Source organism: Sorangiineae bacterium MSr11954 (assembly GCA_037157815.1).
GTDB classification, from domain to species: domain Bacteria; phylum Myxococcota_A; class Polyangia; order Polyangiales; family Polyangiaceae; genus Pendulispora; species Pendulispora albinea.
The window spans coordinates 7,541,043-7,567,999 of the sequence record CP089984.1 but is presented as its reverse complement, the minus strand read 5'-3'; the positions used below and the strand labels follow the sequence as shown (position 1 = coordinate 7,567,999).

Here is a 26,957-nt window from a genome sequence, read left to right as displayed (position 1 = left end):
GGCCCACGGGAGAAACCTCTATTCGAGTACCTTCGTCTTCGGATCGTCGTCCTCGAGGACCTTGACCTTGCTGCTCGGAACTTGCGCCGCGGTGACCAGCGGTGTCGCCGGCGCCGGCGTCGGCGCCGATCCCGTGCTCACCGATCGCGATACCGCGTTGCTCCGCGCCCGCATGGGCGCAGGCGGCGTGCTGGCCGCGACGGCCGTCGCCTTGGGGATCGGCGTCAAGGTGACTTGCCGCACGATGTCGGGCGATCCAGCCTCGAGCTCCACCACCAAGGTGGCCGGGACGTAGCCATCCTTGGTGACGATGAGCGTCTGCCTCCCGGGCGGCAGATCGATGCGCGCGGGCGTGCGGCCCACGGGGACGCCGTTCCAGTCGACGACGGCTCCACCTGGCTCGCTCGCGAGCGCGAGCGGAACGCTGACCTTCGGCGCGGCGGTCGGCGGCTGGGGCGGAGGCGTCGCCTCGTGCACCACGCTCGTGCGCAGCATCTCGCGTCCGCCGATGGCCAGGGCGAGCAGGCCCACGCCGCCGGCGAGGAGCAGCCCCACCGCCAAGAACGCCACCTTGCCCCACCGCGTCACCACCAGGTGCGCGGCGCTGTTGGTGGTGCCCGTTTCCATCAAGGTCGGTACGTCGGCCACGAGCAGCTGCGAGTCCGCGGAGTGCACGCGGCTCACGTTGGACATGACGTTCGACAACCTCTTGTACTGCGAGTGCGTGCCGGTGCCGATCAGGTCCGACTCGGAGATCCCCTGCGAGGACACCGATCCGATGCCGCTCAAGTCCGACGCCAGGGCCGCCGTCATGAAGGTGTGCACCTGCCTGGCGATGGCCTCCTTGCGCTCCTGGAACATGGCCATCATGGCGCGCTCGATGGTCACCTCGCGGACGACCTCCCCCGTGCCGAGGATGTACGCTTCGAGCGCCTCGCGCATCTCTTCGGCGGTCTGATAACGCTTGTTCGGATCCTTCTCGAGCGCCTTGGCCACGATCTCGTCGAGCGCCGGATCGATGTGCGGGCACACGCTGGAGAGGCGCGCCACCGGATCCTTGCGAACGAGATCGGTGAGCACCTTCGCGGGCGCGTCCTCGAACAGCCGCTTCTGGGCGAGCATCTCCCAGAGCACGATGCCCATGGAGAAGAGGTCGGAGCGGCGGTCCGCCTTTCCGAGCGCCTGCTCGGGGGCCATGTAACGGACCTTGCCCTTGAGCACACCGGCCTCCGTCTGCTCGGTGTTGACGGCCTTCGCGATCCCGAAGTCGACGATCTTCGTCTCACCGGTGTACGTGAGGAAGATGTTCTGCGGCGAGATGTCGCGGTGCACGATCTTGATGGGCGTGCCGTCGTAGTCGCGCAGCTCGTGGGCCGTGTGCAGGCCGTTCAAGGCGTCGGCGATGATGCGGGCCCACATGACGGGCGAAATCTGTTGCTTCGTCTCGTTGACGTGCCCCACGCGGTTGAGGGGCTGCCCTTCGAGGTACTCCATGGCGATGAAGAAGACGCCCTGATGCTCGCCGACCTCGTAGGTGTGGACGATGTTCGGGTGCGTGAGCCGCGCTGCGAGGCGTGCCTCGTTGAGGAACATGTCCACGACCGAGGACTGGTCCGAGACAGAGCTGCGCAGCCTCTTGATGACCGTGAGCTTGTTGAAACCCATCGGCCCGCGCGCGACCGCGAGGAAGACTTCGGCCATGCCGCCGCTGCCGAGCTTCGCAAAGAGCTGGTATTTTCCGAACGTCGCAGAGCCCTGCGCGTCCTCGGACTCGTCCCTATCCGTTTCCCTCCCCGCACTCATCATTGAAGACCTCCCCCAGCAATCCGAATTTACCCCACGAAGCCTCTCCAAGCAGACGTTGAATTAATAATATTTAGGGTACGACAAACGCGGTGGATGCAATTGTCACCACACGGTGACTGTATGCGACAGCTGCAGTTTGACGTCGGGTATGGAAAGCACTCTTGTAGGCTGCACGGGAACCTCGAATCTATGATGAATCATCGACGATCTCTACGCTTGTGGCCCCATAGACGGCCTCTGCGCGGTGCAGAGCCGATTTGCCATGTACGAGCTTCGCTCGAGCGGCTGCGGAGCCTAGGACGTGCGCGCCGCGTGCCGTGAGGAGAGTAGAGCTTTCGAGCGCCGGCTGCCCATGATTATCGTCATTCGTTCGAAATATGCGACAGAAGCAATACGAAATTTCGAAGAGGGATGACTCAAAACGGCCACGCGCCACGGCCTGCTCGAATGTGACCTGACCCCTCAGGGTGAAGAGCAATCCGGCGCACAAAAAGACACAAAAAAGATTTGGGGGCGGCCGCAAAAATCGCAGCTCACCCCCAACGGTTCCTACTCCCGAGCTCGCAGACGCGGGGTGGGCCCGTGCTGCACGCACCGGACCCGCTCATCCGTCTAATGAGGCGCTCGCCGATCGCAAGTCCTTCCATTCACGTTTCTGAGACGTTTTCACGCGACCGCGCGATGATCCCCCCGGCGGGCCATCACCGACGAGTCGGGCGCAGAGAGCATGTCGGCGCGATAGAGCTCGCGCAGCCGATGCTCCAGCAGATCGGTACGGCACTGGGCGCGCTGCACTTTTCCGCTGCTCGTCTTCGGCAGGGTCCGCGGTTCGATGAACACGAGCACGTCGGGGATCACGGCATGTTCCGTCGCCAGTGTATGGCGGATGGCGTCGGCCACAATGTCGGGCGCGCACTCCAGCCGGGTGTCCAGCTCGGCGACGACGGCGAGGGCCTCGCCGTGCTCTTCGGCGTGGATCGCGAGCGCGGCGGTGCAGCCCGGGCGGATTGCAGGATGCGCGCGATCCATGCTGTCTTCCAGATCGTGCGGGTACAGGCTTCGCCCGTGCAGCACGATGAGATCCGACATGCGGGTGCAAGGATAGAGCTGGCCATCGAGCCAGAACCCCAGGTCGCCCGTGCGGAAGAACGTACCCTGATCGTCGCCCTCCAGCCGGGCGCCGAAGGCCTCTTCCGTGAGCTCCGGCCGGCGCCAGTAGCCCGGTGAGATCGTCAATCCCCGCAGCCAAATTTCTCCGACCTGACCCTCGGGCATCTCACGGTGGGTCTCCGGGTCCACCACCCGCACCGTCGTGAGACCGCGGTGCGGTATGCCGCACGACATGAGCGATCGGACGCACCTCTCTTCCGGGGGCGCGCGATGTGCGCGGTGTTCGATCTCGAGCTCGTGGGCGAGGAAGCGCCCCTCGGAGGCGTGCACGAAGGCGTCGGGCCCCGTGATGAAGAGCGTCCCTTCCGCCGAGCCGTAGCAAGGGGCGAACGTCTCGCGGCGGAAGCCGTAGCGGGCGAAGGCCCGCGCGAAGGCGTCGAGGGAGCGCGCGCGCACGGGCTCGGCGCCGGTGATCACGGCGGCGAGCTGGCTCAGATCGAGGCCCGTGAGATCTTCGCTCTCGGCCTTGAGGGCGCACAGCGCGAAGGCGAAGTTGGGGCCGCCCGTGCGGGTCGCGCCGAAGGCGGAGAGCGCGCGCAGCCAGCGCATCGGGCGCTGGAGGAAGGACTCCGGCGACATCATGGTGAGCTCCCCACCGGCCCACCAGCTCTGGAGGAGGTTGGCCATCAAGCCCATATCGTGGAAGAGCGGCAGCCAGCCGACCCAACGAGCGGGGGTCGTATGCAGGTACGCATTCTCCAGCGCCATCGCGTTGGCGACGAGGTTCCCGTGCGTGACCATCACGCCCTTCGGGGCGCCCGCGGAGCCGGACGTGTACTGCAAGAGGGCGAGCGAGTCGGGGGAGAGCGCGGCGAAGCGTTCGCGTTCGTACCAGGTGGGCGCGAGATCGTCGGTGGCGACCCATCGCAGATCCACGAACTCGGGCGCGTCGGGGAGAAGGGCCCTGGCCGCCAAGGCGGTGGCATCGTCCGTCAGCACCACGCGCGCGCCGCTGTCGCGGACGATGCCCAGCAATCGGGGGAGGAGGCGGGACAAGCGGCCGGGATCGGGTGTGCTCGCCGCCACCGCCGGGACGCCGGCATAGAAGCACCCGAGCAGGGCGGCGGCGAATTCGAGGCCCGTCGGATAGAGCAACAAGACGGGCTCCGATCGGCCACGACAATCGTCGAGCTGCGCGGCGACGGCGCGCGCGCGTTCGTCGAGGGTCGCGTAGTTCCACTGTCGGGTGGGGCCGTCATGATCGCCGGTCACCAAGTATCGGAGCGCAACGCGCTCGGGGTGTCGCGCAACGTGCGACTGAAAACGGGTCACGATGGATTCGAACTGATTTCGCACATGGTTCATGGACTTAACCCCCCGGTTAATCGGTATTCTGGGCTCGCACGACTGACGCCGTTTACCTCCGGCGGCTACCGAGTGCCGAGCAACGTTCACCTGAGCAAGTTCGGGACCCGAACCGCAAGCCTACGCTCCGCTCGAGTTGACCGGCGAATGCGAGGTGCCGCAATTTCTGCGGGATGGCTCAAATGCCCCTCGTGAGGTCGAATGGGCACCATGCCGCTTACCGAGCCCAGAATTCTCGAGGAACAACCGTGCTGTAAGCGCTCACTGAATGCCCGTGGTCGGTAAAAAAAGGGGCGCTGCGCGCCCTCGAGGGCCGTTCAAGTGGGGTGCGCGCTCGGGAACGTGCTCCGGTGGTGATTCGGCGGCGGTGTTCCGCTGGAGTTCGGGTGTTCGAGGTGGTGCTCCGCCGAGTGTTCGGGCAGGCGTGTTTGGTGGGGGGCTTCGGCAGCGTGTTCCGTATTCGCCGGAGTGTTCGGGCGGGTGCGTTCCGCCGGGGCGGTTTCGGCAGCGTGTTCCGTAGATGTTAAGGGCGTGATGCTTCGCCGGAGGGTTCGGGGAGGCGCGTTCCGCCGGGGCGTTTCGGCAGCGTGTTCCGTATTCGGCGGAGTGTTCGGGCGGGTGCGTTCCGCGGGAGCTTTGGGGAGGCGCGTTCCGCCGGGGCGTTTCGGCAGCGTGTTCCGTATTCGGCGGAGTGTTCGGGCGGGTGCGTTCCGCGGGAGCTTTGGGGAGGCGTGTTCCGCCGGGGCGGTTTCGGCAGCGTGTTCCGTGGATGTTAAGGGCGTGATGCTTCGCCGGAGGGTTTGGGCAGGCGTGTTCCGCCGGAGGGGTCGGGGCCACGTTTCGCCGGAGGGTTCGGGGAGGCGTGCTTCGCTGGAGGGGGTGGGCGCGGTGTTAAGGGCAGGTGTGCAATAGGGCGCGGTCGAGTGCTTCGCGATGGAGGGCGTCCATCCCCGTGCCCGTTAGGGTGCGTTGGCGCGCGCGATCGAGGGCGGATTTGCAGCGCGGGCTGGTCAGCAAAGGTTGCGCGTCGCGGATGGTAGCGAGGAGTGCTCCTCCAATGCGATCGAGCTCCGGGCGGATTTCTTTGGCGAGATCGGGGCGAGTGGTCGGACGCTTTTCGGCGGATGCCTCCCATTGAAGATGAAGGCCCCGCTGGACGAGCTTGTTCGCCTCGATTTGATCGCGAAAAATTCGTTGGGCGAGCGCCGGATCGAGACCCATGTCGATGGCGCGCTTCGACGTGTCGTCGAGGACCTGCTTCTCGCGCGGCGGATCCTCGATGGGCTTGTCCGTGCCCCACTTGGAGGCGGCGACCTTATCGGCGATGGCGAGGCGCTCACCGGCCAATTGGGCGAGCGCCTCGATGGCCTTCTCCGCGGCGGCCTCCGTTGCATCGGAGGGGGTCGTAGCCTTTGCGCTGCTGCCGTCGGTCGCGCACGCGGTGAGGGCGGAAACGGTGAAGGCCGCGACAAAAACGAGAAAGGGTGCGGCGAGCGCGGTCCGTGCGGTCAATCGGACGAAAAATGGCGGCGTCAGGGTTGGCGAGGCGTTCTCTCGATGCATGGTGCTCTTTCTAGTACGGCAGTACGTCAGGACCGCGCTCACGTCGCGGTGGGCGCGTCGTCGAGGCTGCGAAGCAAGCTTTGGAGCAGATCGATGACGGCGGGAGGTTGGACCACGGCTGCCCGGATCAAATCGTCGAAGTGCTTCGTCAGATGGCGGATGTGCTCGAGGCTATTGAATACGAAGTACATCTGTCCCACGTAAACCACCGCGCGCTTTGCACCGAATACGGTGAGCGGCACCGAATAGCGATTTCGTGAATCGTAAAGGAACCAGCGGAAGGCGGGGTAAAGCTCGTCGCATAGCGCGATCATCCGCGTGAGCTGCTCGCGCCGCGCCTCGATGCCGAGATCGCGCCAGATCCCTTCGCCGCGCGCGAAGCCCTCCACCGCCTGCACGGAGTTGCACACCTCGATCTCCGACTCGGAGCGGCGCTGGAGCTCCAGCTTCGCGTGGCTTTGCTCGAGGCTCTGATCGGGATCGACGGTGGCGAATTGCCCATATTCGTAGGCGATGATCCGATCGGTCTTCAACAGATCGGGCAAGGTGGTGGGCACATAACGAATTTTGTAGCCGGCCGCCTCGGCCTGCCACCGCGCCAGACGCTGGTCGGCCGGGGAGGGCGCGTCGGGTTCGACCTGCACCGATTGCTTGAGGATGTTCGCGCCGAGCGGCCCCTCCTGACTGAGGCCCACCAGCCAATCGATGCTCACTTGCTCCGTGCTGGCGATGCCCGCCAACGTCTCCACCCGCGGGAGACGATCGTTTCCCTCGGCGAGCAGCTGCGAGAGCGTCGAGCGATCCATCCCGACCCTCTCGGCGAACGCGGAGCGGGTCAGCCCCGTGCGATCGATCACCTCCAGCAAGCGTGTGCGAAAGAGCTCAACAGTGTCGCGCCTTTTCATCGAGATGTAGATATATCGCAACAAATGATGCGAAACCACCGCACGCGTTGCATATGTAAAATTACAGCCACATATTGTGGCAATGCGCAACGTGTTGTGCGCATTGGCTCGTTGCGAAGAGGTCTATCTCATTGAATACTCAACGTATTCATGGCCGCCCCAGCTAGCCCCGGACCAGGTTGCAACGCGGTTGAGCTCCCCACAGTTGCAGTCGGACTGTCGGTCTATCTGCTCTGGCTGACCCTCACCGCGACCGCTTCGAGCCTGCCGTGGTGGCTGGTGGCGCTCGCAGGAGGCGGCCTCATCGCCTGGCATGGCTCGTTTCAACACGAGACCATCCACGGTCACCCCACGCGCTCACCGGTGCTCAATGCGCTCTTTGGATCGGTGCCCCTCGGCCTCTGGCTCCCTTATGGGATTTATCGCGAGCAGCATCAGGCGCATCACCGCACATCCCAATTGACCGATCCGCTGGATGATCCCGAATCCTTTTACGTCACGCGGGAAGCGTGGGCCGCCATGGGGACGCTCCAGCGCATCGTTCATCGTGCGCAGACCACCTTGGCGGGCCGTCTTTTGCTGGGCCCCGCGTGGATGGTGGGGCGGTTTTTGTGGGCCGAGCTGCGCGCCCTCCTCGCAGGGGACTATCGTCATGCGCGCGCATGGCTGGCGCATGGCGCGGGGCTCGCGCTGGTACTCGGTTGGCTGATCGGTATTTGCGACATGCCCCTCGGGCGCTATGTCGCGCTGTTCGTTTATCCCGGGCTGGGGCTGACCTTGCTCCGCTCCTTCCTCGAGCACCGGCCGGCGGCGCAGATGGAGCACCGCATCGGCGTCGTGGAGGCGGGGCCGCTGTTCGGCCTCCTCTATTTGAACAACAACCTGCACGCGGTGCATCACCAGATGCCCGGGGTGCCTTGGTACGAGCTCCCCGCGCACTACCGCAGCCAGCGCACGGCCGTGCTCGAGGGAAATGGCGGGTTCGTGTTCCCCGGATACCTGGCGGTGCTCGCGCGCTTCGCGTTCCGCCCCAAGGATCCGCCGGTGCACCCATGGTGACCTTGCTCGCCACACTGCCCGACGATCCGCCCGTGAGCCTCGATGGGACGGCGCTCGAGGTCGGCGATGTGGTGCGGGTGGCGCGCCATGGAGCGCGTGTGGTGCTGGCGCGCTCCGCGGAGGAGGCGATCGAGCGAGGCCATGCGATCCTTCGGGAGCACGCGCAGAACGGCGCGACCATTTACGGGCTGACCACCGGGGTCGGCGCCCTCGACGCGGCGGCGCTCTCGCCGGAGGACAATCAGGCGTTTCAGCGCAACCTGCTTCTGTCGCACGCGGCCGGGGTGGGTGCCCCCATGCCCGAAGAGTGTGTCCGCGCCATGTTGCTCGTGCGTGCGAGCGTGCTGGCGCGCGGACGCAGCGGGGTGCGCTTGCCGGTGGTGCGCGCGCTTCTGACGATGCTCGATCGGCGCGTTCATCCTTACGTCCCCGAGCTGGGCTCGGTGGGCGCGAGCGATCTGGCGGCGCTCGCGCACACGGCGCTGCTCCTTTTGGGGGAGGGGTGGGCGGTGGCCTCCGGGGAGCGGGTGCCGGGGGCCGCGGCCATGAAGGCCAAGGGCATCGCGCTGCCCGAGCTCTCGGGCCGCGATGCGTTTGCGCTCATCAACGGGCCCGCGCAGACCCTCGGCACGGGAGCGCTGATGCTCCACGACGCGATGCGCCTCGGTCGCGCGGCAGAAATGGCCGCGGCCATGTCGATGGCCGGCGCCAAGAGCCGCACCGATTTCCTCGACCCGCGGCTGTTCGACGACCCCGCCGACCCGAGCGCCGAGAGCGCCCACCGCCTGCGCGAGCTCGTGCGCGCCCGGATGCGCGCCGGCATCGGCCCCGCCGCCCCCGCGATTTCCCCCACGAGCACCGTGCGCGAGCCTCTGTCGACGCGCTGCGCGCCCATGGTCTTCGGCGCCTTTCACGCGGCCGTTGCGCGCGCCCAAAAGGCGCTCCGCACCGAGTTGAATCGCACGGTCGACAACCCCGTGCTGCTCGCCGATGGCGCCCTGACGAACAACGCGGGCACGATGCATTGCGCCGAGCTGGCCGAATCGTTCGACGCGCTGACCACGTCGCTCACCACCCTGGCGCACATGAGCGAGCGCCGCGTGCACCGCTTGCTCGATCCCGCGATGAACGGCGGTTTGCCCTCGTTCCTGGTCCATCCGCGCGCCAAGGCGGGCCTGCACTCGGGCCTGATGATCCACCACTACACGGCGGCCGCCATCGTCTCCGAGCTGCGCGCGAGCGCGTCCCCCGCGAGCATCCACTCGCTCCCCGTCGGCAACGGCACCGAGGACCACGGATCCATGGGCGCCCTCTCCGCCCGTCGCGCCGCCCGCGCCGTGACCCTCGCCGAAACCGTGGTCGCCATCGAGCTCTTCACCGCCGCACAAGCCGTCGATCTCCGCGCCGCCGGCGAAGCCGACCTCGAGCTCCCCCCGCGCCTCGAGAGCCTCCGCCGCAAATTGCGCAGCCGCGTCCCCGTCCTCATCGAAGACCGCTTCGCGGCCGCCGACATCGAGTCCATGGTCGACTTCGTTCGCTCGAACGTGGCCGGCGACGGGTAGCACCCGCCTGAACGATGGATCGTCGGCTGCGGATGCCGCGAACGCGCTGCTCTATTTCGTAGCGCAGGATCCCTTCGGATCCTGTTCTCGTCGTGTCGCTTTGGAGCGCGGTGCGCCCGGATCCGCGGCCGTGAGCGGTGAGCTCCCGATCCTCCGAAGCGTGGCCTGAACGTCGGCGATGTGTTGGCCGATGTCGGCGAGGGCGGTGGTTTGTTCGTCGGCGGTGGTGCGGTCGATGGAGTCCTCGATCCGCGGTTTGGATCCGTCCGCCGTGCGTTCCATGCGGCGGAGCGCGGTCTTGACCTGGGCCAAATGAATGCGGACGTCCGCCAAGGTGGAGGCTTGCTCGTTGGTGAATCCATATCCGAGGCGCCCAGACGAGCTGACCACGTCCTCGACATCGCCCAGCAGCCGGTACGCTTCGCGGACGATGTTTTCGACGGTCGCGCACTTCATTCGAAAATCCCTCCCTTGCTTCTCCTGCTCACGAGCCTCGCATGAGCGAAGCCAGCGACCATTGTTGCACGCCATGGTGCGTTGTGATGTTCGCGTGACGCCGATCATATTGGTTGAGCCCTCTGCCCATCCGACCTTCCAGGGCAACTCGAGGTCGACGCGAGCGAGCAGGGCCTGAGGGCGCACGTAAATCGGCGAGCAACACGAAGGCGATCGGGTCGGAGCACCTCGCACCCCGGCATCCTGGCGCGCGTCCCGATCGGATCTTCCGGCTCGAAAAAGATGCGTAAAAAGTGCGAGTGGCGGAGCTGCCCCACGCACGAGCATGCCTGGAAATGCGACTAAAGCAATAAGGCCGGCTCCGCGGTCACGCGCTCCACCACCAGCCCCGCCGCGCCCAATACGGCGGCGCCGCCCGCGAGACGCGAGACGACCAGCCGTGGCATGGCGTCGCGCAAGGTGCCGGAGCCTTTGGCCAGCACTTTGGCCACCGCCGGCTTGGCCCAAGGCGCGAGCGCCGAGAAGATGCCACCGAGGACGATGGTGTCCGGATCGAGCAGATGAACCACCGACGCCAAGGTGATCCCCAACGCTTTGCCCGCGCGCTTGACCGCCGATCGCGCCCGGTCGTCGCCGGCTTCCAGGCGCGCCAGCAACGCCGATAAGGAGCCATCGGCGCTGGCCGCCGAGGTCACCTTCGTGCCCTCCAATCCCGCGGCGCGCAAAATGGCCTCTTGCCCCGCGGACTGCTCCAAGCACCCGCGCCCCCCGCAGCCACACGCCGCACCCCCTCGCTCGACCACGATATGGCCCAGCTCCCCCGCGAAGCCGTGCGCGCCGCGGAAGATGCGCCCATCCATCACGATGCCCGCGCCGATCCCGATTTCGCCCGAGACGTGGACGAAATCGCCGAGCTCCCGCCCCGCGCCAAACCAAAGCTCCCCCAGGGCCGCGAGGTTCGCCTCGTTGTCCTCGTCCACGGCGAGCCGGAGGGCGGGGAGACCTGCGCGAAGCAAGCTGCGGATGGGCACCTGACCCCAGCCGAGGTTCGGCGCGCGCCTCAAGAGGCCTTGCTCGCGATCGATCAGCCCGGGGAGCGCCACCACCGCGCCGGCCACCGCCAGCTCTTGCGCCTTGGCCGACGCGAGCGCTTCTCGAGCCAGCCGCGACAAGGCCTCGACCACCGCCTCGGGCGCGCGCCCGCGGTGATCGCTGGCCACCACGTGCCGGTAGCGAATTCGCCGGCCAAAATCCACGATGCAGGCGGCCAGGTAGTCCACGTTGATCTCGAGCCCGAGGCCCGCTGCGCCGTTGGGATCGATCGATACGGCGACCCCCGGACGGCCCCGCTCCCCCTCGTGAACGAAGCCGCCGTCGCGCACCAACCCCGCCTCGGCCAGCACCGTCAGGAGGTTGGAGACCGTGGTCTTCGTAAACCCCGTGATCTCCGCCAGCCGCGCCCGCGTCACCGGCTGATGCCGGATGACCTCCGCCAGCACGACCGCGAGGTTGTGCTCACGCATCGCCCCATGGCGAACGGGGCCGGCTGAAATTCGGTCGTCTTCATGAAGCATCGGGAGCAGGTTAAATCCAAAGCTGCCGTTGACCGCGCTTATTCGTCCAGATAGTTTCCAAAATATATTCCGCACGCGAACGGAGGGTTCCTTGAGCGACGCGACCTTGGTGGCGGGGATCGATTCGTCGACGCAGTCGACGAAGGTCGTCTTGTGCCGTGCCGACGATGGCCTGGTGGTGGCGGAGCTCTCGGTGCCGCACCCGGAGGGCACCGAGTGCCATCCACGGCACTGGCTGGCCGCGATCCATCCGGTCCGGGAGCTCCTCCAGCGCGCCGCGGCCGTGTCGGTGGCCGCGCAGCAGCACGGCATGGTGGTGCTGGACGCGGCGGGGGAGGTGATTCGCCCCGCGCTCCTCTGGAACGATACGCGCTCGGCGCCGCAGGCGGAGAAGCTCACCCAGGAGCTCGGCGGCCCCGCGACGTGGGCCGCGCGCGCGGGCAGCGTCCCGGTCGCGTCGTTCACCGTCACCAAGCTTCGATGGCTGGCGGAGCACGAGCCCGAGAGCGCATCGAAGGTCGCGGCGGTGATGCTGCCGCACGACTGGCTCACGTGGCAGCTGGGCGGCCGGGGCGAGCGCACCACCGATCGCGGCGATGCCTCGGGCACCGGGTATTGGTCGCCGGCTGCGGGCGCGTACCTGCCGGAGATGCTCGCGGCGGCCATCGGGCGCGAGGTGGCGCTGCCCCGCGTGGCGGGCCCCAACGAGATCGTCGGCCGCACGGAGTGGGGTGCGGTGCTCGGGCCCGGGACCGGGGACAACATGGGCGCCGCGCTCGGCCTCGGGCTGGAGCCGGGTGACGTCGCGGTATCCATCGGCACCTCGGGGACGGCCTTTGCCGTGAGCGACGTTCCGGCGGCCGATCCCTCGGGGCTCGTCGCGGGGTTCGCCGACGCCACCGGGCGGTTCCTCCCGCTGGTGTGCACCTTGAACGCGGCGCGCATCCTCTCGTCGGCCGCGCGCCTGCTGCGCTGCTCGCTCGAGGAGCTCTCCACCTTGGCGCTGGCGGCGCAGCCCGGCGCCGGTGGGTTGACATTGCTCCCGTACCTGGACGGCGAGCGCACCCCCAATCGACCCGGGGCCGACGGCGTGCTGCGCGGGCTCACCACCGCCAACGCCACCCCGGAGAACCTGGCGCGCGCCGCGGTGGAGGCGCTCTTGGCGTCGCTGGCCGATGCCGTGGATCACCTCGCGCACCAAGGCGTGCAGCCGCGCCGGGTGCTGCTCATCGGCGGCGGCGCGCGCGCGGAGGCGGTGCGCCGGATCGCGCCGCAGATTTTTGGCGTCGAGGTCACGGTGCCGGAGCCGGAGGAGTACGTGGCGCTGGGGGCCGCGCGCCAGGCCGCGTGGGCGCTCGCCAAAACCCCGCACCCACCCGCGTGGACCAAGACGCCGGCCCGCACGTACGACGCCGCGCCCGAGCCGCACGTCCGAAGACGCTACGCCGCCCTGCGCGACGGCACCGCCTCGTGGGGCGCGCCGGAGGCCGGTGAAGAGCGAGACAAGCGCGAAACGAACGAAAACCGAGGAGGCGAACGATGAGCGACAATCGCTACGAACCGCGCAAGGAGGACAAATTCTCCTTTGGCATTTGGACGGTGGGCTGGCAAGGCGTCGACGTGTTCGGCCCCGCCACCCGGCCGCCGATGCCAGCCGATCGCGCCGTCTACAAGCTGGCGGAGCTCGGCGCGTACGGGGTCAATTTCCACGACAACGACGTCTTCCCATTCGACGCCAAGGCCGCCGATCGGGACAAGCTGGTGGGCGCCTTCCGCAAGGCCCTGACCGACACGGGGCTGGTCGTCACCACCGCCACCACCAATTTGTTCTCGCACCCCATCTTCAAAGACGGCACGTTCACCGCCAACGACCGCGACGTCCGTCGCTTCGCGCTCCGCAAGGTCATGGATAACTTGGACCTCGCGGCCGAGCTCCGCGCCTCCGTGTACGTTTGCTGGGGCGGACGGGAAGGGGCCGAGACGGGGGCCGCCAAAGACGTGCGCACGGCGCTCGATCGCTACAAAGAAGCGTTCGACATTTTATCCGATTACGTCCTGCAACGCGGTTACGATTTGCGATTTGCCATCGAGCCCAAACCCAACGAGCCGCGCGGCGACATCTTTTTACCGACCATCGGCCACGCGCTGGCGTTCATCGAGGAGCTGGAGCACCCGGAGCTGGTCGGCCTCAACCCCGAGATTGGCCACGAAGAAATGGCGGGCCTCAATTACGTGCACGGTCTGGCGCAAGCGCTGTGGCAAAAGAAGCTGTTCCACATCGATCTCAACGGCCAAAACGGCCCGCGCTTCGATCAAGATCTGCGCTTCGGCGCCGGCAACGCGCGCGGCGCGTTCTGGGTCGTCGACCTCCTGGACACGAGCGACTATGCGGGGCCGATTCACTTCGACTTCAAGCCACCGCGCACCGAAGACGACCAAGGCGTATGGGTCTCGGCCGCCGCCAACATGCGCAACTGGCTCATTCTGCGCGAGAAGGTCCGCGCCTTCCGCGCCGATCCCGAGGCGCGCGAAGCTCTGAAGGCCGCCCGCGTCGACCAGCTCGCCATCCCCACGCTCGGCGAAGATGAAACGTGGCACGCGATCCGGAACTTCTCACCCGACATCGACGCCCTCGCCAAGCGCGGCACCGCGTTCGAGCGGCTCGATCAGCTCGCCCTCGAGCACCTTTACGGCATTCGCTGATTCGAAATCGCCGCGCGTCGAAGCTTCGTCCGCCGCGTGACGAACGCGAAACACGCAGCGAAAAAATTCACGTCGCGGCCCTGCGAGCGCGATCGTGCCGCGCACCTTTTTCGTCCTGGTGCCGGCGCGGCGCGCGGGTCGGACTTAATTTCATAGCGAACGATATGAAAGGGTCTTGCCGTGCGAGGCCGGGGATCTATATCGCTCGCTCCCTCATGACGACCGCCTCGCCTCCCCGCTCGATCCTGCAGTCCTGGCTCGCCGTTGCATCCGTAGCCGTCGGGACCTTTGCCATGGTCACCACGGAGTTTCTTCCCGTCGGCTTGCTGACGGACATCGCCTCGAACCTCGGCATCTCCGATGGCACCGCGGGGCTCATGGTGACCACCCCAGGGCTCGTCGGGGCCATCGGCTCGCCCATTCTCATCGTCGCCGCGGGCCGATTGGATCGGCGCACCGCGCTCTGGGCGCTCACCATCATGCTCATCGCGTCGAACGCCATCGCAGCGCTGGCGCCCAACTTTCCCGTTCTCTTGCTCGGTCGCATGTTGCTCGGCCTCTGCGTCGGCGGCTTCTGGACCTTGGCGAGCGCGCTCGGGCGAAGGTTGGTCCCGGAGGAGTCGGGCGGCCGCGCCACCGCGGTGATCTCGGCGGGCGTCTCGGTGGGCACCGTATGCGGTGTGCCCGCCGCCAACTTCATCGGCAACCTCGCCGGCTGGAGGGTCGCGTTCGCGGCCACCGCGGTGCTGGCCGGGTTGGTCCTGATCGCGCAACTCTTGCTCCTGCCGAAGCTCCCCACCAAGCAGGCGATCGGCGCGCGCGAGCTCTTTGCTCTCTGGCGCGTGCCTGCGGCGCGCGTGGGCCTCTTGTCCGTGTCCCTGGTGGCGGCCGGACAATTTGCAGCTTACACGTATCTCAAGCCGTTCCTGGAGCAGGTGACCAAGATGGGCACCGACGCCATCACCGGCGTCTTGCTCGCCTATGGCCTCGCCGGTTTCATCGGCACCTTCCTGGCCGAGTGGGGGGCGGCGCGCAACCTGAAGGCGACCTACGTCGCCACCGCGCTCTTGCTGAGCATCGTGATGCTCCTCGCGCCCGTCCTCGGCGCCGGCAAAGCGTCGGCCACCGTCCTCGCGATGGTCTGGGGGCTGGCCTTTGGATCGATCCCGGTTAGCGTCCAGATCTGGATGTACCAATCCGCGCCGGAGCAGTTCGAGGGCGGCTCCGCCTGGCTCGTCTCCACCTTTCAAATCTCCATCGCGCTCGGCTCCTTCGGCGGCGGCGTGGCCGTCGATCGGGTCGGCGTCTGGGGGGCGATGGTGATGGGCGGAATCTTGTCCCTGGGCGCCGCCTTCATCATCGCCGCCCTCGGCCGCGCGCGCAGCGCCGCCCCCCTCGACGCCGCGCCTGCGGTGACCCCGGAGCTCGTCGAATAGTCGCGCGCGCCGCCCGACCATCGACGAGCATCGAGCCCGAGTGGATCACGCTCCGACGCGCGTGAGCCACTCGGGATGCGACGTGTCGCTCCCTCGCGTGATATCCGCGTAGCGCTCTTGCAGCTTTCGCGTGATGGCGCCGACATGGCCATCGCCGATGCGGCGATCGTCGATCTCGCGCACGGGGACGATCTCCGCGGCGGTGCCGGTCAAGAACACTTCGTCGGCGAGCCAGAGCTGCTCGCGGGTCACCCGGCCCTCCACCACCGTCATCCCCAGCTCGCGCGCGAGCACGATCACCGTGTCGCGCGTGACGCCCTCGAGGATCGCGCTCGCGAGATCCGGCGTGTAGAGCACCCCGCGCTTCGCGAGAAAGACGTTCGAGCCCGACGCCTCGCTGACATAGCCGTCGACCGCGAGATGGATCGCCTCGTCGTAGCCCGCGTGCTTGACCTCGGCGCGGGCGAGCGCGCTGTTCGTGTACTGCCCCGTGATCTTGGCCTTCACCACCGCCGAGGCCGGGTGCGGCCGCGCGAAGGAGCTGATCTTGGCGCGGATGCCGCGGTCGTTCGCGTCGGCGCCGAGGTGCGCGGCCCATCGCCAGGCCATGATGGTGCTGTGAATCGTATTGTCGGGCGCGTACACGCCCATGGCCCCGTCTCCCACGTAGACCATCGGCCGTAGATAACCGTCGACCATTCCATTGACGCGGAGCGTTTGAACGCACGCCGAGAAGATGGCCTCCGGAGATTGCGCGGGCTTCAGGAGGCAGAGCTTACAGGAATCGAACAAACGATCGATGTGCTCGCGCAATCGGAAGACATAGCTGGCTCCGTCTTTACGCTGATACGCGCGCACCCCGTCCCACGCAGCTATTCCATAGTGGAGCGAGTGGGTGAGCACGTGGATCGTGGCAGCGTCCCAGTCGACGAACTCGCCATCGCACCAGATTTTCTTCAGTTTCTCGACCATGAAAGCCGCCTTTCTCGTCCTTAATAATTTATTCCTTGACAGATTGTCGGTGTGCAAGGAATGCCACTAAATGCCAGTCTTGATTTTGAATGACACGGAATGTCATGAATCTAGATGATTTAATGACACCAGGGGTCATTACGTGATGATGACGAAATGTCATCACGTCGATAAATCGTAAATTCAAAACGAAATCCGATAATGGTGCTGTCCCATCCCAAGTCGCTTGCCCAGCGAAGATACGCGTGCTACCGCGTATTCGGTAGGTCCGGGCGCGTAGCGCGCCCAGTGTACCCGAAAAAAAGACAGATATCTCGAATAGCAGACAGATATCTCGAATAACGAATTTCGCGCTTCTCAGCGCAGAAAGGAGCGATGAGTGCGATGTCCCAATCGAACGACCACGCGAAGCATGTGGCTGGCGATCATGGCGTAGCGATTACGGTTCCGGAGCACCTGGACCACCAGTCTTGGACTCACCTCCACGAGCGCCGGCGTGAGCTGCCCGAAGCACAGCCGCCGCGGGCCTTCGTTCGCGATCTGGCGCGACAGATTGGCAAAGACGGCGAAAACAACATCGGCAAGCTGCTGAAGATGTTCTACGACGGCCAGCTCTCGCGCGAGCAGGTCAAAGACTGGGTGATGCAGTGGTATTATCAGGCGCGCGCATTTCCGCCCTTGATCGCTCAGCTCATCGCCAACTCGGGGGGATATTACGGGCTTCACGAGCGTTTCTCGATCAACGTGTACGAGGAGCTCGGGGCCGGTGACCCACAAAAAGAGCACCCGCTGCTCCTGCGCCGCTGCGCGGTGGCTCTGGGCGCGACCGACGAAGAGGCGGAGTTCATCGTTCCCTATCCGGAGACCTTGCTCTACGTCGAATACCGCGCAAAGTTGGTGCGGGACGCGTCGTTCATCGAGGGGGTGGCGTGCGCCTCGTACGTCAATGAGCTCACGATTCCGGGCTTTTACCGCAAGGTGGCCCTTGGATTGCGCGAACAGTTCGTCTTGTCCGACGACGATTGCGAGTTCTTCTGGGTGCACGTCGGCAAGGAGGGCGTGGAGAACGATTACGGCGGGGACATCCAGCACGCCGACGAAGCGGCCGCCGTGCTCGAACGCTATGCGACAACGGCAGAGACGCAGGAGCGCTGTCGGCAGGCGGTCTGGCGCGCGCTGCAGGCCAAGAAGGTTTATTGGAATGGCCTTTTGCGCGAGATTGTTTTGAAGCGTGAACCCCGATTTCGCGACTTCTTGGTGACATGATGGAGGTTGCATTCGTCGGTGCCGGTGGGGTGGGGGGCCACTTCGGCGGCTTGCTGGCGCGAAAAGGCGTTTCCGTCCATTACGTGGCCCGCGGCCGGCACCTCGAAGCAATCCGGCGCGATGGGCTCCGGGTGGAGGCGGCGTCCGGAACATTCACGGTTCGTCCTGCCAGCGTGGAGGCCGATGCGCGCGCCGTTCCGACTTGCGGCGCCGTCTTCCTGTGCGTGAAGACGTACGATCTGGATCCGGCCATCGAGGCGCTGCGCCCGTTCGCGGGGGAGCGCGCGTGCTTCGTTCCGCTGCTCAATGGGGTCGACGCCGTCGACAAGCTCGCGGCCGCCTTTCCGGGCCGCACGGTGGGCGGGCAGTGCAGCGTGCTCGCGGAGGTGCTGGAGCCCGGGGTGATCCGGCAAGCCCGCGGGCCGCAGCAAATCGTGGTGGGGGAGCTGGATCACCGCCGAACGAGCCGGCTGGAAGCGATCGCCAGCGTCTTTGCCGGCTCGGGCGCGGAGGTCGTCCTCTCGGAGTCGATCCAGGCGGATCTCTGGACCAAGTTGATCTTCATCGGCTGCCTGGCGGGCGTGGTCGCGGCCACGCGCAGCTCGGTGGGGGAGGTGCTCGCCTGCGCGGAGTCGCGCGCGCTGTACCTCTCGGCGCTTCGCGAGGCGGTGGCGGTGGCTCGCGCGGAGGGGGTGGCGCTCCGGCCCAATATCGTCGAAGCGACCATGATGCGCGCGGAGGGGACCGAGCCCGCCACGAAGTTTTCACTCTTGCGCGATGTGGAGGCCCGGCGCCGGACGGAGGTCGATGCCATGGTTGGTGCGATTGTTCGTCGCGGGCGCGCCCGCGGGGTGGCTACGCCAGCCCACGAATTTTTGGTTGCCGCCTTGCTCCCCGCGCATTTGCGCGGATTGCAGTCCTGACGGACGGGTGCTGAAAGGAAAGTTCGATGAACTGTAACGAGCGCCTGACGGGCGCCTCGCAGTCGAGCGATGATGGCGGCGGTGGTCGTGCCGCGAGTGGTAGTGCCGGTGCCGGCGTGCTCGCGGGTGAAGAGCGCAGGCCGGACGACTACCATGGCACGATCGCCGATCGTGTGCCGCCCGAGCGTATCCGTGAGCTGTCTCGGATCGACCAGACGCGCAGCGTGCTCCACTCCGCGGGCGAATGGGTGCTCATCGCCGCGGCCATCGCGCTCTGCGAGCGCGTGGGCAGCATTTGGCTCTACCCGGTGACGGTCGCCTTCCTGGGCGGGCGCCAGCACGCCTTGTTCCACCTGGCGCACGAGGCCACGCACTACCATTTGTTCCGAAATCGGAAGGTGAACGACGTTTTTGGCGACGTCGTCCTCGCGTGGGCGAGTTTTCACTCGATTCCGCTCTACCGCAAGCGGCACTTCGGCCACCACCGGAACATCGGCAACATCGATGACCCGCACATCGCCGAAACGTACCAGCGGAGCCCCACCGAGTGGCGCTTTCCGAAGACGCGCGGTGCCCTCGCTCTGTGGATGCTGCGGAGGCTCACGGGCCTGACGTTCCCCCGCTACATGCGGGCCTTCGTGCGCGGGTTCACCCATGCGCCTTCGCGCGGCTACATCGCGTTCAAGATCGCCTATTACGCGGCGATGTTCGGGGCCATCACCGCCCTCGGCGGCTGGCGCATTTGGCTCCTTTACTGGATCGTGCCGCTCGCCACCTGGACGCCGATGATCCGGGACCTGCGCCTCGCCGCCGAGCATTTCGGCATCGACGGCGAGGAGGATCTCATCGGCGGCAAATCGCGCACCGTGTTGCCCTCGGTGCTGGGGCGGATCTTCGTTTGCTCGAAGGGTACGTATTTCCATAGCGAGCATCACGATTATCCGAGTGTGCCCTTCTACCACCTGCGGCGCTTGCACGAGGAGATGCGCGACAATCCGCGCCTTCTCCCGCGTCTCCATCTCACGATGGGGTACGGGAGGGTGCTCGCGCAATTGAGCGCGGCGTCGTCGTCGCCGCGGGCAGAGGCCCGGACAGGGACGTAAATCGACGCGCGAATCAACCGCGAGGGCGCGAGGGTCGCCGACGATAAATGCTGAATTTACATCGGCATTCGGGTGATTTTTCGCGCCCCTAGCGCCTTTTGGTTCGACGCTTCTTCGCTTACTTCGAGATCTGGTCGAAAAAATCGTGCTCGGAAGTCGTAGGGCACGAACGGGAATGGGGGGGATTGGGGGTGGGGTGACCTTCCCTCTGGGTGTCTTTTTTTCGAAATTTCAAACCCCTACTTGGAGTCATCCATGCGCGGTTCCGACCTGCTCCTTCAATCTCTCCTGAAATACGGAGTAAATCGTGTATTTGGCATTCTCGGGCGCGAGGCGGAGGTGCTGAACTTCCACCACCCCGAGCTCGATTTCTTCCTTACGCGGCACGAGTTTACGGCGGGCGTCGCCGCGGACGCGTTCGCGCGGGTGAGCGGACGGGCGCAGGCCTGTTTCTCGACATTTGGTCCCGGCGCGACCAACCTCGCCACCGGCGTGGCGTCCGCCTGTTTGGATCGCTCGCCCATGCTGGCCATGTCCGCGCAGATCGAGACGGACGACGCGCTGCACAACCATGTGCACCAGTGCCTCGATCAAGTCGAGATCATGCGGAGCATGTGCAAGTACGCCAGCGAGCTCCGCGATCCGCGCCAAATTCCCGCCGAGGTGCGCAAGGCCCTGGAGGCCGCGTACTCGGAGTTGATGGGACCGTCGTACCTGTCCTTGCCCGTCAATGTGCTGGGCGCCGAGATCCCCGACGCAGAGGGGCAAGCGCTGCTCGGGCAAGCCGGCGCCATCCATCCGAAGAAGGCGCCGCAGAGCGACGCGGCCGATCTCAAGGCGGTTCACGAGCTGCTGGTCAAGGCCGAGCGGCCGGTGGTGATCGTGGGCAACTCGCTGCACCGGGAGGACGCGGTGGCGGAGGCGCGCGCCTTCGTGGCCAAGTACCAGATCCCCGCCGTGAGCAGCTTGGCCTCCAAGGGCATCATCTCCGATGACGATCCCTGTAGCTTGGGCGCCATCAACCGCTATCTGAACGGCATCTTGAAGATGCCCGTGATCGACGAGGTGTTCGGCAAGGCCGACGTGGTGGTCCTCCTCGGGTTCGACATCTGCGAGGACGTCAAGCCGGCGATGTGGCTCACCGGGCGCAAAAAGACCATCGTGCGCATTGGCTCGACCCCCAACGAGGCGAGCCGGCTGGTCAAGACCGATCTGGATATCGTCGGCTCGGTGAAGCAGGCGCTCCAGACCTTGAACCGACCCGAGAACGAGGTGTCGCGCTCGAACTGGGCGGCCGACATCGCGCGCACCATCCGCGAGGCGAAGCGCGCGACGGGGGGCAACGGCCACCAGCATTACCCCACGGTGCCGCCGCCCGCCATCGTGCGCGAGGTTCGCCGTGCTCTCAATGGAGACGGAATTCTCTGCTCCGACATTGGGCTCCACAAGCAATATGCGGGGCTCATCAGCGAGACCACCGAGTCGAACACCTTCCTCTGCTCCAACGGTCTTGGGAGCTTTGGCTCCGGCATGGCCTTGGCCATCGGCGCCAAGCTGGCCCGGCCCGAGAAGAAGGTCGCCGCCATTGTGGGCGACGGTGGGTTCCACTCGAACAGCCAGGACTTGGAGTTCCTCGCCCGCTACGATCTGCCCATCGTCATCGTCATGATGAAGGACTCGGCGTACGGCCTCATCAAGCACTACCAGGTCCGCGGCGGCCAGGAGCACGACAAGAACCTGGTCGACTTCCTCTCCGTCGACTTCGTCAAGCTGGCCGAGGCCAACGGCTGTCGCGGGGTGAGCGTGCAGTCCAGCAAGAACCTACGCCGCGAAATCGAGCGGGCGTTCGAGCTCTCCGAGCCGACGCTCATCGAGGTGCCGGTGCAGTACGAGCATCAATTCTGAAAACGAATCGACCGCCAGGGCCGCCACGAGAAGCGCCCTGGCGGTTCGCTTCACCCGCCGAGCTCAATGATCCTGCGTGGGGGCTGCCTTGGCCGGGGCGGGGCCGGGGCGGCGCATCACCAGAATGAGCCAGCTGGCGGAGAGGAACGCGATGGCGAGCAGCAAGAAGCTGCTGTTGAAGGCCTTGAGCAGCGCCTGTTGGGCGATGCGCAGCTTGAGCACGGCCAGGGCGCCGTGCTCGGGGTCGAAGAGGCGCGCGCCGGGGCCGCGTTGGAGCGCGGCGAGTTGCTCGGCGGCGGCGGCGCCATACGCGTCGACGTGGCTGGTGAGGAAGGTGAAGGAGCGCTTGCTCTCGCGATCGAGCATGGTGCTCATCCATGCCGTGCCGATGGAGGCGCCGAGCTCGCGCGTCAGGTTGAAGAGCGCGGTGCCGCCCGGGCGCTGGGCCGGGGGGAGGGACGCCACGGCGAGGAAGGTGAGCGGCACGAAGCCGATGCCGGTGCCCACCGCGCGGATGAACAACGGGGTGACGATGGCGGCCGTGTCGGCGCTCGGGGTCAGGTGCGCGTTGAGCCAGAGGCTGGTGAAGATCCCCACGTTGGCGAACACCAGGAGCAGGCGCGGATCGACCTTGGTGACCAGCTTTCCGGCGAGCGGAAAGATGAAGAGCTGAATCCAGCTCCCCAAGAGGAACACGCGGCCGATGTCGAGCGCGCGGTAGTGCATGATGGTGCCGCAGTAGAGCGACAGGAGCAGCGAGCCGGCGAAGACCACGGTGCCCACCAGAAAATTGAGCGCGGTGGCCGCCGTGTACCCGCGGTTGGCGAAGACGCGCAGCTCCACCACCGGGTGGTCTACCTCCAGCTCGTGGCTGATGAAGCCGATGATCGCGATGGCGGCGACCACCGCGAGCACCGTGATGGTCGTGCTCTCGAACCAGCCGTCTCGGTTGCCCTCTTCCAGCACGTACTGGAGCGACACCATGCCGATGGCGAGCAGCGCGATGCCGAAGCGATCGACCTTGGCGCGATCGGGGACGAATTTCGGCTGCTCGATCTTCGTCCACGCGATGTACGCGGCGAAGAGGCCGAACGGAAGATTGACGAAGAAGATCCAGTGCCAGCTCGCCCACTCGACCAAGTAGCCGCCGATGGTGGGGCCCAGCAAGGGGCCGGTGATGGCGCCGATGGCAAAGAGCGCCCCCGCCATCCCATGTTGCTTTTCGGGGTAGCGCGAGAAGAGCACGCTCTGCGACGTGGGGATGATGGCGCCGCCCCCGAGCCCTTGCAGGATGCGGAAGAGGACCAGGGAGAGCAGGTCCCACGAGAGCCCGCACAAAACGCTGGCCGCCGTGAACACGAGGATCGAGGCCGCGTAGTAGCGCCGAAAGCCGAATCGCTTGAGGAGCCACCCCGACATGGGGATGATGGTGATGTTCGCCATCGCATACGAGGTCGAGACCCAGGCGATGCGATCGAGCGGCGTTCCGAAGTTGGCGCGGATATCGTTGAGCGCGACGTTGACGATGGAGATGTCGAGGAAGGCCATCAACCCGGCCAGCATGGCGCCCACCGTGATGAGCGCCTTGTTGCCGCGTAAGATGGTCTCGTCTTCGCCCGCGCTTGCGTTCGCGTTCGCGCCGGCGCTGGCGGTCACTTTTGCCTCGTGTCGACCGTCACGTCCGCGCTCATGCCGGGACGGAGGTCGACACCGGGCACGCCATCGAAGCGAACGAGCACGGGGATGCGCTGCACCACCTTGATGAAGTTGCCGGTGGCATTGTCCGGCGGCAGGAGCGCAAAGCGTGCCCCGGTGCCGCCGGCCACGCTCTCGACCTTGCCGCGGAACTCACGACGTCCGTAGGTGTCGAGCCGCACGGTGACCGGCTGCCCGGCGCGCATCTCCGCGAGCTGGTCCTCTTTGAAGTTGGCCACCACCCACACGTCCTCGAGCGGGACCACGGCAAAGAGCGGCCTCTCGGGGCCGACCAGCTGCCCTTCTTCCACGGTGCGCCGCGAGACCACGCCCTTTCGCAAGGCCTTCACGGTCGTGTACGAGAGATTCAGCTCCGCCAGCTTCAGCGCCGCCTCCGCCTGCTCGCGCCGCGCCTCGGCCAGCGCCAGCGCCGCGCGGGCCGACGCCAGCTGCTCGGTGGAGGTGTCGGCCGCGTTCAGCCGGCCCTTGGCCAGGATCACGCCGCCGTTCGAGCCCGTGAGCGAGGCCTCCGCCGCCACTTGGCGCGCCCGTGCCTGCTCGAGCTGCGCGTTCTCGTTGTCGAACGCCGTTTGCTGCGCGTCCACCTCGGCCTGCGCCACCGCCTTTTGCTCGAACAAGGTGCGGGCGCGTTTGAGATTCAGCTCTGCCAGCGATTTTCGCGAGCCAAAGGCCGCCACGTCGGCCTTTGCCTGGGCGATGGCCGCCTGCGCGGAGAGCACCGACGAGGTGGCCGCCGTCATCCCACCGCGGGCTTGAACGACATTGGCGGGCGCCGTTTTCTCGGTGAGCGCGAGGGCGGCGCGGGCTCCCTCCGCGGTCGCGCGCGCGGCGTTGACGTCGGCCTTGGCCGCGTCGACCTTGGCCGCGTAGTCGGACGGATCCAGCTCGACGAGCACGTCGCCCGGGTTCACCATTTGATTGTCCGTGACGCGCACATGGAGCACTTGGCCCGTCACGCGCGCGGACACGCTCATCACGCGGCCCTCGATCTGCGCGTCGTCGGTGGACTCGCGCCCCGCGGTGAGCAGGTGGAAGCCGCCCGCGCCGACGATGGCCACCGCGGCGAGGCCGCCGATCAACTTCGGCGTGCGGCGGGCCTTCTTGGGCTTGGCGGCGGCGGTCTCGGTTTGAACGTCGCTGGCGGGTGCTGCGGACGCGGCTGCGCTCATCGCCCTTTTGCCTCCTCGCCGCGCAGCACCATGCACGTGCTGTACGCGCGGGCCACCAGGCTCCCGGTCTCGTCGGTGACGTCGCACTCGATGAGGCCGAGCGCGCGCGTTCGTTTGGTGACGCGCGCGTCGAAGGAGAGGCGCGCGTTCCAAATGGGTTTGAAGTACTTGGCGGTGAGATCCAGGGTGGTGAAGCTCTCGTCTTCCTCCACCGTGGTCACCATGGCCAGCCCCAGCGCCGCGTCGGCGACGTCGGAGATGACGCCGCCGTGGAGCGTTCCCATGGGGTTCGCGTGGCGCTTGGACGCCTCCAGGCGAATGGTGGAGCGACCGAGCTCGATCTCCACCAAATGAAACCCCAAGAGCTCGGCGATGGGCGGGGGAGGGATCTCACCCCGCACCAGCTGTTTCAATCGTTCGAGATGCCGCAGCGTCTTCGGCTGCCGAATCCGTTCGCTCATGGGAGGCTCCTCACGTTTCAGATTCGTTCGAGGATGGTGGCGATCCCCTGTCCGCCGCCGATGCACATGGTGACGAGGGCCGTCTGCTTCCCCGTTCGCTCGAGCTCGTCCAGCGCGGTGCCCAGCAGAATGGCGCCGGTCGCGCCGAGGGGGTGGCCGAGCGCGATGGCCCCGCCGTTCACGTTCACCCGATCGGGATCGATTTCGAGCTTGCGGATGGTCTGAAGGACGACGGCCGCGAAGGCCTCGTTGATCTCCCACAGATCGATGTCGCTCGCCGTCATGCCCGCGATGCGGAGCGCCCGCTCGCTCGCCGGCGCGGGGGCGGTGAGCATGAGAATGGGATCGCTGCCGATGGTGGTCATGGCGCGGATGCGCGCACGGGCCCGGATGCCCCGCTCGCGGACGTACTTCTCCGAGGCGACGGCCACCGCGGCGGCGCCATCGACGATGCCGCTGGAGTTGCCCGCGGTGTGGAAGTGTCGAAGGGTGGTGGCGCCCGGGTAGCCGGCGAGCGCAATTTGATCGAACGTCTCGCCGTTGGGGCCGAACGGCGTCGCTCCGAGCGCCGTGAAGGAGGGCGCCAGCGCGGCCAGAGCTTCGGGCGTGGTGTCGGGGCGCACGGTCTCGTCGCGCTCGAGCAGCGCCTTGCCCGAGAGCCGATCGATCACGGGCACCAGCGATTTGGAGAAGCGGCCCTCCTCGATGGCCTTGGCCGCGTGCCGTTGGGAGCGGAGCGCGATGTCGTCGATCTCGGCGCGGGAGAAGCCCTCGACGGTGGCGATCAGATCGGCGCTGATCCCCTGGGGCACCTGGAAGAAGCGCTCGCGAAGCTGCGCGTTGCCGCCGTCGGTGCCGCCGCCGTCGCCGCCCATGGGCACGCGCGACATGCTCTCGACCCCGCCCGCGATGGCGAGATCCATGGCGCCCGATGCGACGGCCATGGCCGCGAAGTTCACCGCTTGCAGCCCGGAGCCGCAGAACCGGTTGAGCGACACCCCGGTGACCTCGATGGGCCAGCCCGCCGCCAGCACCGCGTTGCGCGCGACGTTCGCGCCCTGCTCTCCGACTTGGGAGACGCACCCGACCATGACATCGTCGACCTCGCGCGCCGCGAAGCCGACGCGCTTCTCGATGGCCTGCAATGTCTGCGCGAAGAGCTCCTGCGGGTGAACCCCCGACAGCGCACCTTTTCCTGCTTTGCCGCGACCGCGAGGCGTTCGAACGGCGTCAATCACATAACTTCTGTTCATTCCAGTTCTCCACCTTCATGTGAGGCGCGCGAGGCGGACGGCGCGCGCGCGATGGCTGCGTCGTCTGCGCCGCCGCGCGCGGCAAATGCGCCCAAGGCCCTGCACGCTTTGAGCACCTCGTCGGACATCTCGGTCCCACGGAATGCGCGCGCCAAGCTGAGACCCCCGGTCATCAGCGCGACCAACCCCAGCGCCAGATAGCGGCGCGGAAGGGCGTGCGGCGGCAGGTGCTCCTCGATCCCCGAGGCCATGGCCTCGATCTCCACGCGGAGCGCGTCGCGGTGCTGGGGCGCGGTGGTGCCGACCTCGCTCATGACGGCCGGCAGGGGACAGCCGCGCAGAAACTCGTCGCGATTTCGGGCCGAGAGGTAGCGTTTGAGGATCACCACCACGCGATCGGCCGCCGGCTTTTCATCGACGCGGCCAAAGAGGTGCTGCCGCAGCGCCGCGCCGGTGCGGCGCAAGGTCTCGTCGATGAGCTCCTCTTTCGAGCCAAAGTGCGCGTAAAAGCCGCCCACGGTGAGCCCCGCGCCCATCATCACGTCGGCCACCCGCGCGCCGGCGATGCCCCGCTCGCGCAAAAGGCGCGAGGCAGATTGCAGGATGGTCTCGTGCGATCGCTCTTTTCGTTCGGCCTTGGCGTTCATCGT

The 26,957-nt window shown here is 66.8% G+C and carries 21 protein-coding genes; 9 read left to right on the top strand and 12 right to left on the bottom strand.

Annotation, left to right across the window (positions count from 1 at the left end):
* Nucleotides 1–18: 18 nt before the first annotated feature.
* The 4 genes from LZC94_29265 to LZC94_29250 all read right to left on the bottom strand — a co-directional run bounded on the left by LZC94_29265 (nt 19) and on the right by LZC94_29250 (nt 6,749).
* Nucleotides 19–1,806: a protein kinase gene (locus LZC94_29265; GenBank protein ID WXB11934.1), complete on the bottom strand. Its 1,788-nt coding sequence runs from the start codon at nt 1,804–1,806 to the stop codon at nt 19–21.
* 666 nt (nt 1,807–2,472) lie between these two features.
* Nucleotides 2,473–4,281, bottom strand: a complete 1,809-nt coding sequence (locus LZC94_29260; protein WXB11933.1) for a fatty acyl-AMP ligase — start codon at nt 4,279–4,281, stop codon at nt 2,473–2,475.
* 891 nt (nt 4,282–5,172) lie between these two features.
* Nucleotides 5,173–5,886 (bottom strand): chorismate mutase, encoded by a 714-nt coding sequence (locus LZC94_29255; GenBank protein WXB11932.1) that lies wholly within the window; start codon nt 5,884–5,886, stop codon nt 5,173–5,175.
* The gene (locus tag LZC94_29250) at nt 5,883–6,749 is read right to left on the bottom strand and encodes a helix-turn-helix domain-containing protein (protein WXB11931.1); all 867 of its coding nucleotides are present in this window, start codon (nt 6,747–6,749) and stop codon (nt 5,883–5,885) included. Before LZC94_29250 ends, LZC94_29255 begins: the two co-directional genes overlap by 4 nt.
* Before the next feature lie 150 nt (nt 6,750–6,899).
* Between LZC94_29250 and LZC94_29245 the strand changes: the two genes are divergently transcribed.
* Together LZC94_29245 and LZC94_29240 are read left to right on the top strand one after the other, a co-directional pair.
* Nucleotides 6,900–7,808: a fatty acid desaturase gene (locus LZC94_29245; GenBank protein WXB11930.1), complete on the top strand. Its 909-nt coding sequence runs from the start codon at nt 6,900–6,902 to the stop codon at nt 7,806–7,808.
* The gene (locus LZC94_29240) at nt 7,802–9,370 is read left to right on the top strand and encodes an aromatic amino acid ammonia-lyase (protein WXB11929.1); all 1,569 of its coding nucleotides are present in this window, start codon (nt 7,802–7,804) and stop codon (nt 9,368–9,370) included. Before LZC94_29245 ends, LZC94_29240 begins: the two co-directional genes overlap by 7 nt.
* A gap of 51 nt (nt 9,371–9,421) precedes the next feature.
* Here the strand turns inward: LZC94_29240 and LZC94_29235 are convergent, their stop codons facing one another.
* A complete protein-coding gene (locus LZC94_29235) occupies nt 9,422–9,826 on the bottom strand; it encodes a hypothetical protein (GenBank protein WXB11928.1) in 405 nt (134 codons plus the stop codon).
* Between the two features lie 341 nt (nt 9,827–10,167).
* Nucleotides 10,168–11,349: an ROK family transcriptional regulator gene (locus LZC94_29230; GenBank protein WXB11927.1), complete on the bottom strand. Its 1,182-nt coding sequence runs from the start codon at nt 11,347–11,349 to the stop codon at nt 10,168–10,170.
* Nucleotides 11,350–11,491: 142 nt separating this feature from the next.
* On the opposite strand from LZC94_29230, the gene xylB reads away from it, so the two are divergent.
* The 3 genes from xylB (at nt 11,492) to LZC94_29215 (ending at nt 15,539) form a co-directional block, all read left to right on the top strand.
* Nucleotides 11,492–12,943 carry a xylulokinase gene (gene xylB / locus LZC94_29225; GenBank protein ID WXB11926.1) on the top strand — a complete coding sequence of 484 codons (1,452 nt, stop codon included), beginning with the start codon at nt 11,492–11,494 and terminating at the stop codon, nt 12,941–12,943.
* Nucleotides 12,940–14,103 carry a xylose isomerase gene (gene xylA, locus LZC94_29220; protein WXB11925.1) on the top strand — a complete coding sequence of 388 codons (1,164 nt, stop codon included), beginning with the start codon at nt 12,940–12,942 and terminating at the stop codon, nt 14,101–14,103. The genes xylB and xylA overlap by 4 nt, the downstream gene beginning before the upstream one ends.
* Before the next feature lie 215 nt (nt 14,104–14,318).
* The gene (locus LZC94_29215) at nt 14,319–15,539 is read left to right on the top strand and encodes an MFS transporter (protein ID WXB11924.1); all 1,221 of its coding nucleotides are present in this window, start codon (nt 14,319–14,321) and stop codon (nt 15,537–15,539) included.
* A 45-nt stretch (nt 15,540–15,584) separates the two neighbouring features.
* Here LZC94_29215 and LZC94_29210 read toward each other — a convergent pair whose 3' ends face one another.
* Nucleotides 15,585–16,511: a branched-chain amino acid transaminase gene (locus LZC94_29210; protein ID WXB11923.1), complete on the bottom strand. Its 927-nt coding sequence runs from the start codon at nt 16,509–16,511 to the stop codon at nt 15,585–15,587.
* A gap of 384 nt (nt 16,512–16,895) precedes the next feature.
* Between LZC94_29210 and LZC94_29205 the strand changes: the two genes are divergently transcribed.
* The 4 genes from LZC94_29205 to LZC94_29190 all read left to right on the top strand — a co-directional run bounded on the left by LZC94_29205 (nt 16,896) and on the right by LZC94_29190 (nt 21,708).
* A complete protein-coding gene (locus tag LZC94_29205) occupies nt 16,896–17,777 on the top strand; it encodes an iron-containing redox enzyme family protein (protein ID WXB11922.1) in 882 nt (293 codons plus the stop codon).
* Nucleotides 17,774–18,700: a 2-dehydropantoate 2-reductase gene (locus LZC94_29200; GenBank protein WXB11921.1), complete on the top strand. Its 927-nt coding sequence runs from the start codon at nt 17,774–17,776 to the stop codon at nt 18,698–18,700. Before LZC94_29205 ends, LZC94_29200 begins: the two co-directional genes overlap by 4 nt.
* A gap of 26 nt (nt 18,701–18,726) precedes the next feature.
* A complete protein-coding gene (locus LZC94_29195) occupies nt 18,727–19,803 on the top strand; it encodes a fatty acid desaturase family protein (GenBank protein ID WXB11920.1) in 1,077 nt (358 codons plus the stop codon).
* 255 nt (nt 19,804–20,058) lie between these two features.
* The gene (locus LZC94_29190; GenBank protein WXB11919.1) at nt 20,059–21,708 is read left to right on the top strand and encodes a thiamine pyrophosphate-binding protein; all 1,650 of its coding nucleotides are present in this window, start codon (nt 20,059–20,061) and stop codon (nt 21,706–21,708) included.
* 63 nt (nt 21,709–21,771) lie between these two features.
* Here the strand turns inward: LZC94_29190 and LZC94_29185 are convergent, their stop codons facing one another.
* From LZC94_29185 to LZC94_29165, 5 genes are read right to left on the bottom strand one after another with little or no spacing between them, the layout of a single operon-like run.
* Nucleotides 21,772–23,364 carry a DHA2 family efflux MFS transporter permease subunit gene (locus tag LZC94_29185; GenBank protein WXB11918.1) on the bottom strand — a complete coding sequence of 531 codons (1,593 nt, stop codon included), beginning with the start codon at nt 23,362–23,364 and terminating at the stop codon, nt 21,772–21,774.
* Nucleotides 23,361–24,593, bottom strand: a complete 1,233-nt coding sequence (locus LZC94_29180; protein WXB11917.1) for an HlyD family secretion protein — start codon at nt 24,591–24,593, stop codon at nt 23,361–23,363. The genes LZC94_29185 and LZC94_29180 overlap by 4 nt, the downstream gene beginning before the upstream one ends.
* Complete coding sequence (locus LZC94_29175) at nt 24,590–25,054, bottom strand: PaaI family thioesterase (protein WXB11916.1); 465 nt, start codon at nt 25,052–25,054, stop codon at nt 24,590–24,592. Before LZC94_29175 ends, LZC94_29180 begins: the two co-directional genes overlap by 4 nt.
* Nucleotides 25,055–25,071: 17 nt before the next feature.
* Nucleotides 25,072–26,307, bottom strand: a complete 1,236-nt coding sequence (locus tag LZC94_29170) for an acetyl-CoA C-acetyltransferase (protein ID WXB11915.1) — start codon at nt 26,305–26,307, stop codon at nt 25,072–25,074.
* Entirely contained in the window at nt 26,304–26,954 is a 651-nt protein-coding gene (locus LZC94_29165) for a TetR/AcrR family transcriptional regulator (GenBank protein WXB11914.1), read from the bottom strand. The genes LZC94_29170 and LZC94_29165 overlap by 4 nt, the downstream gene beginning before the upstream one ends.
* Nucleotides 26,955–26,957: the final 3 nt, after the last annotated feature.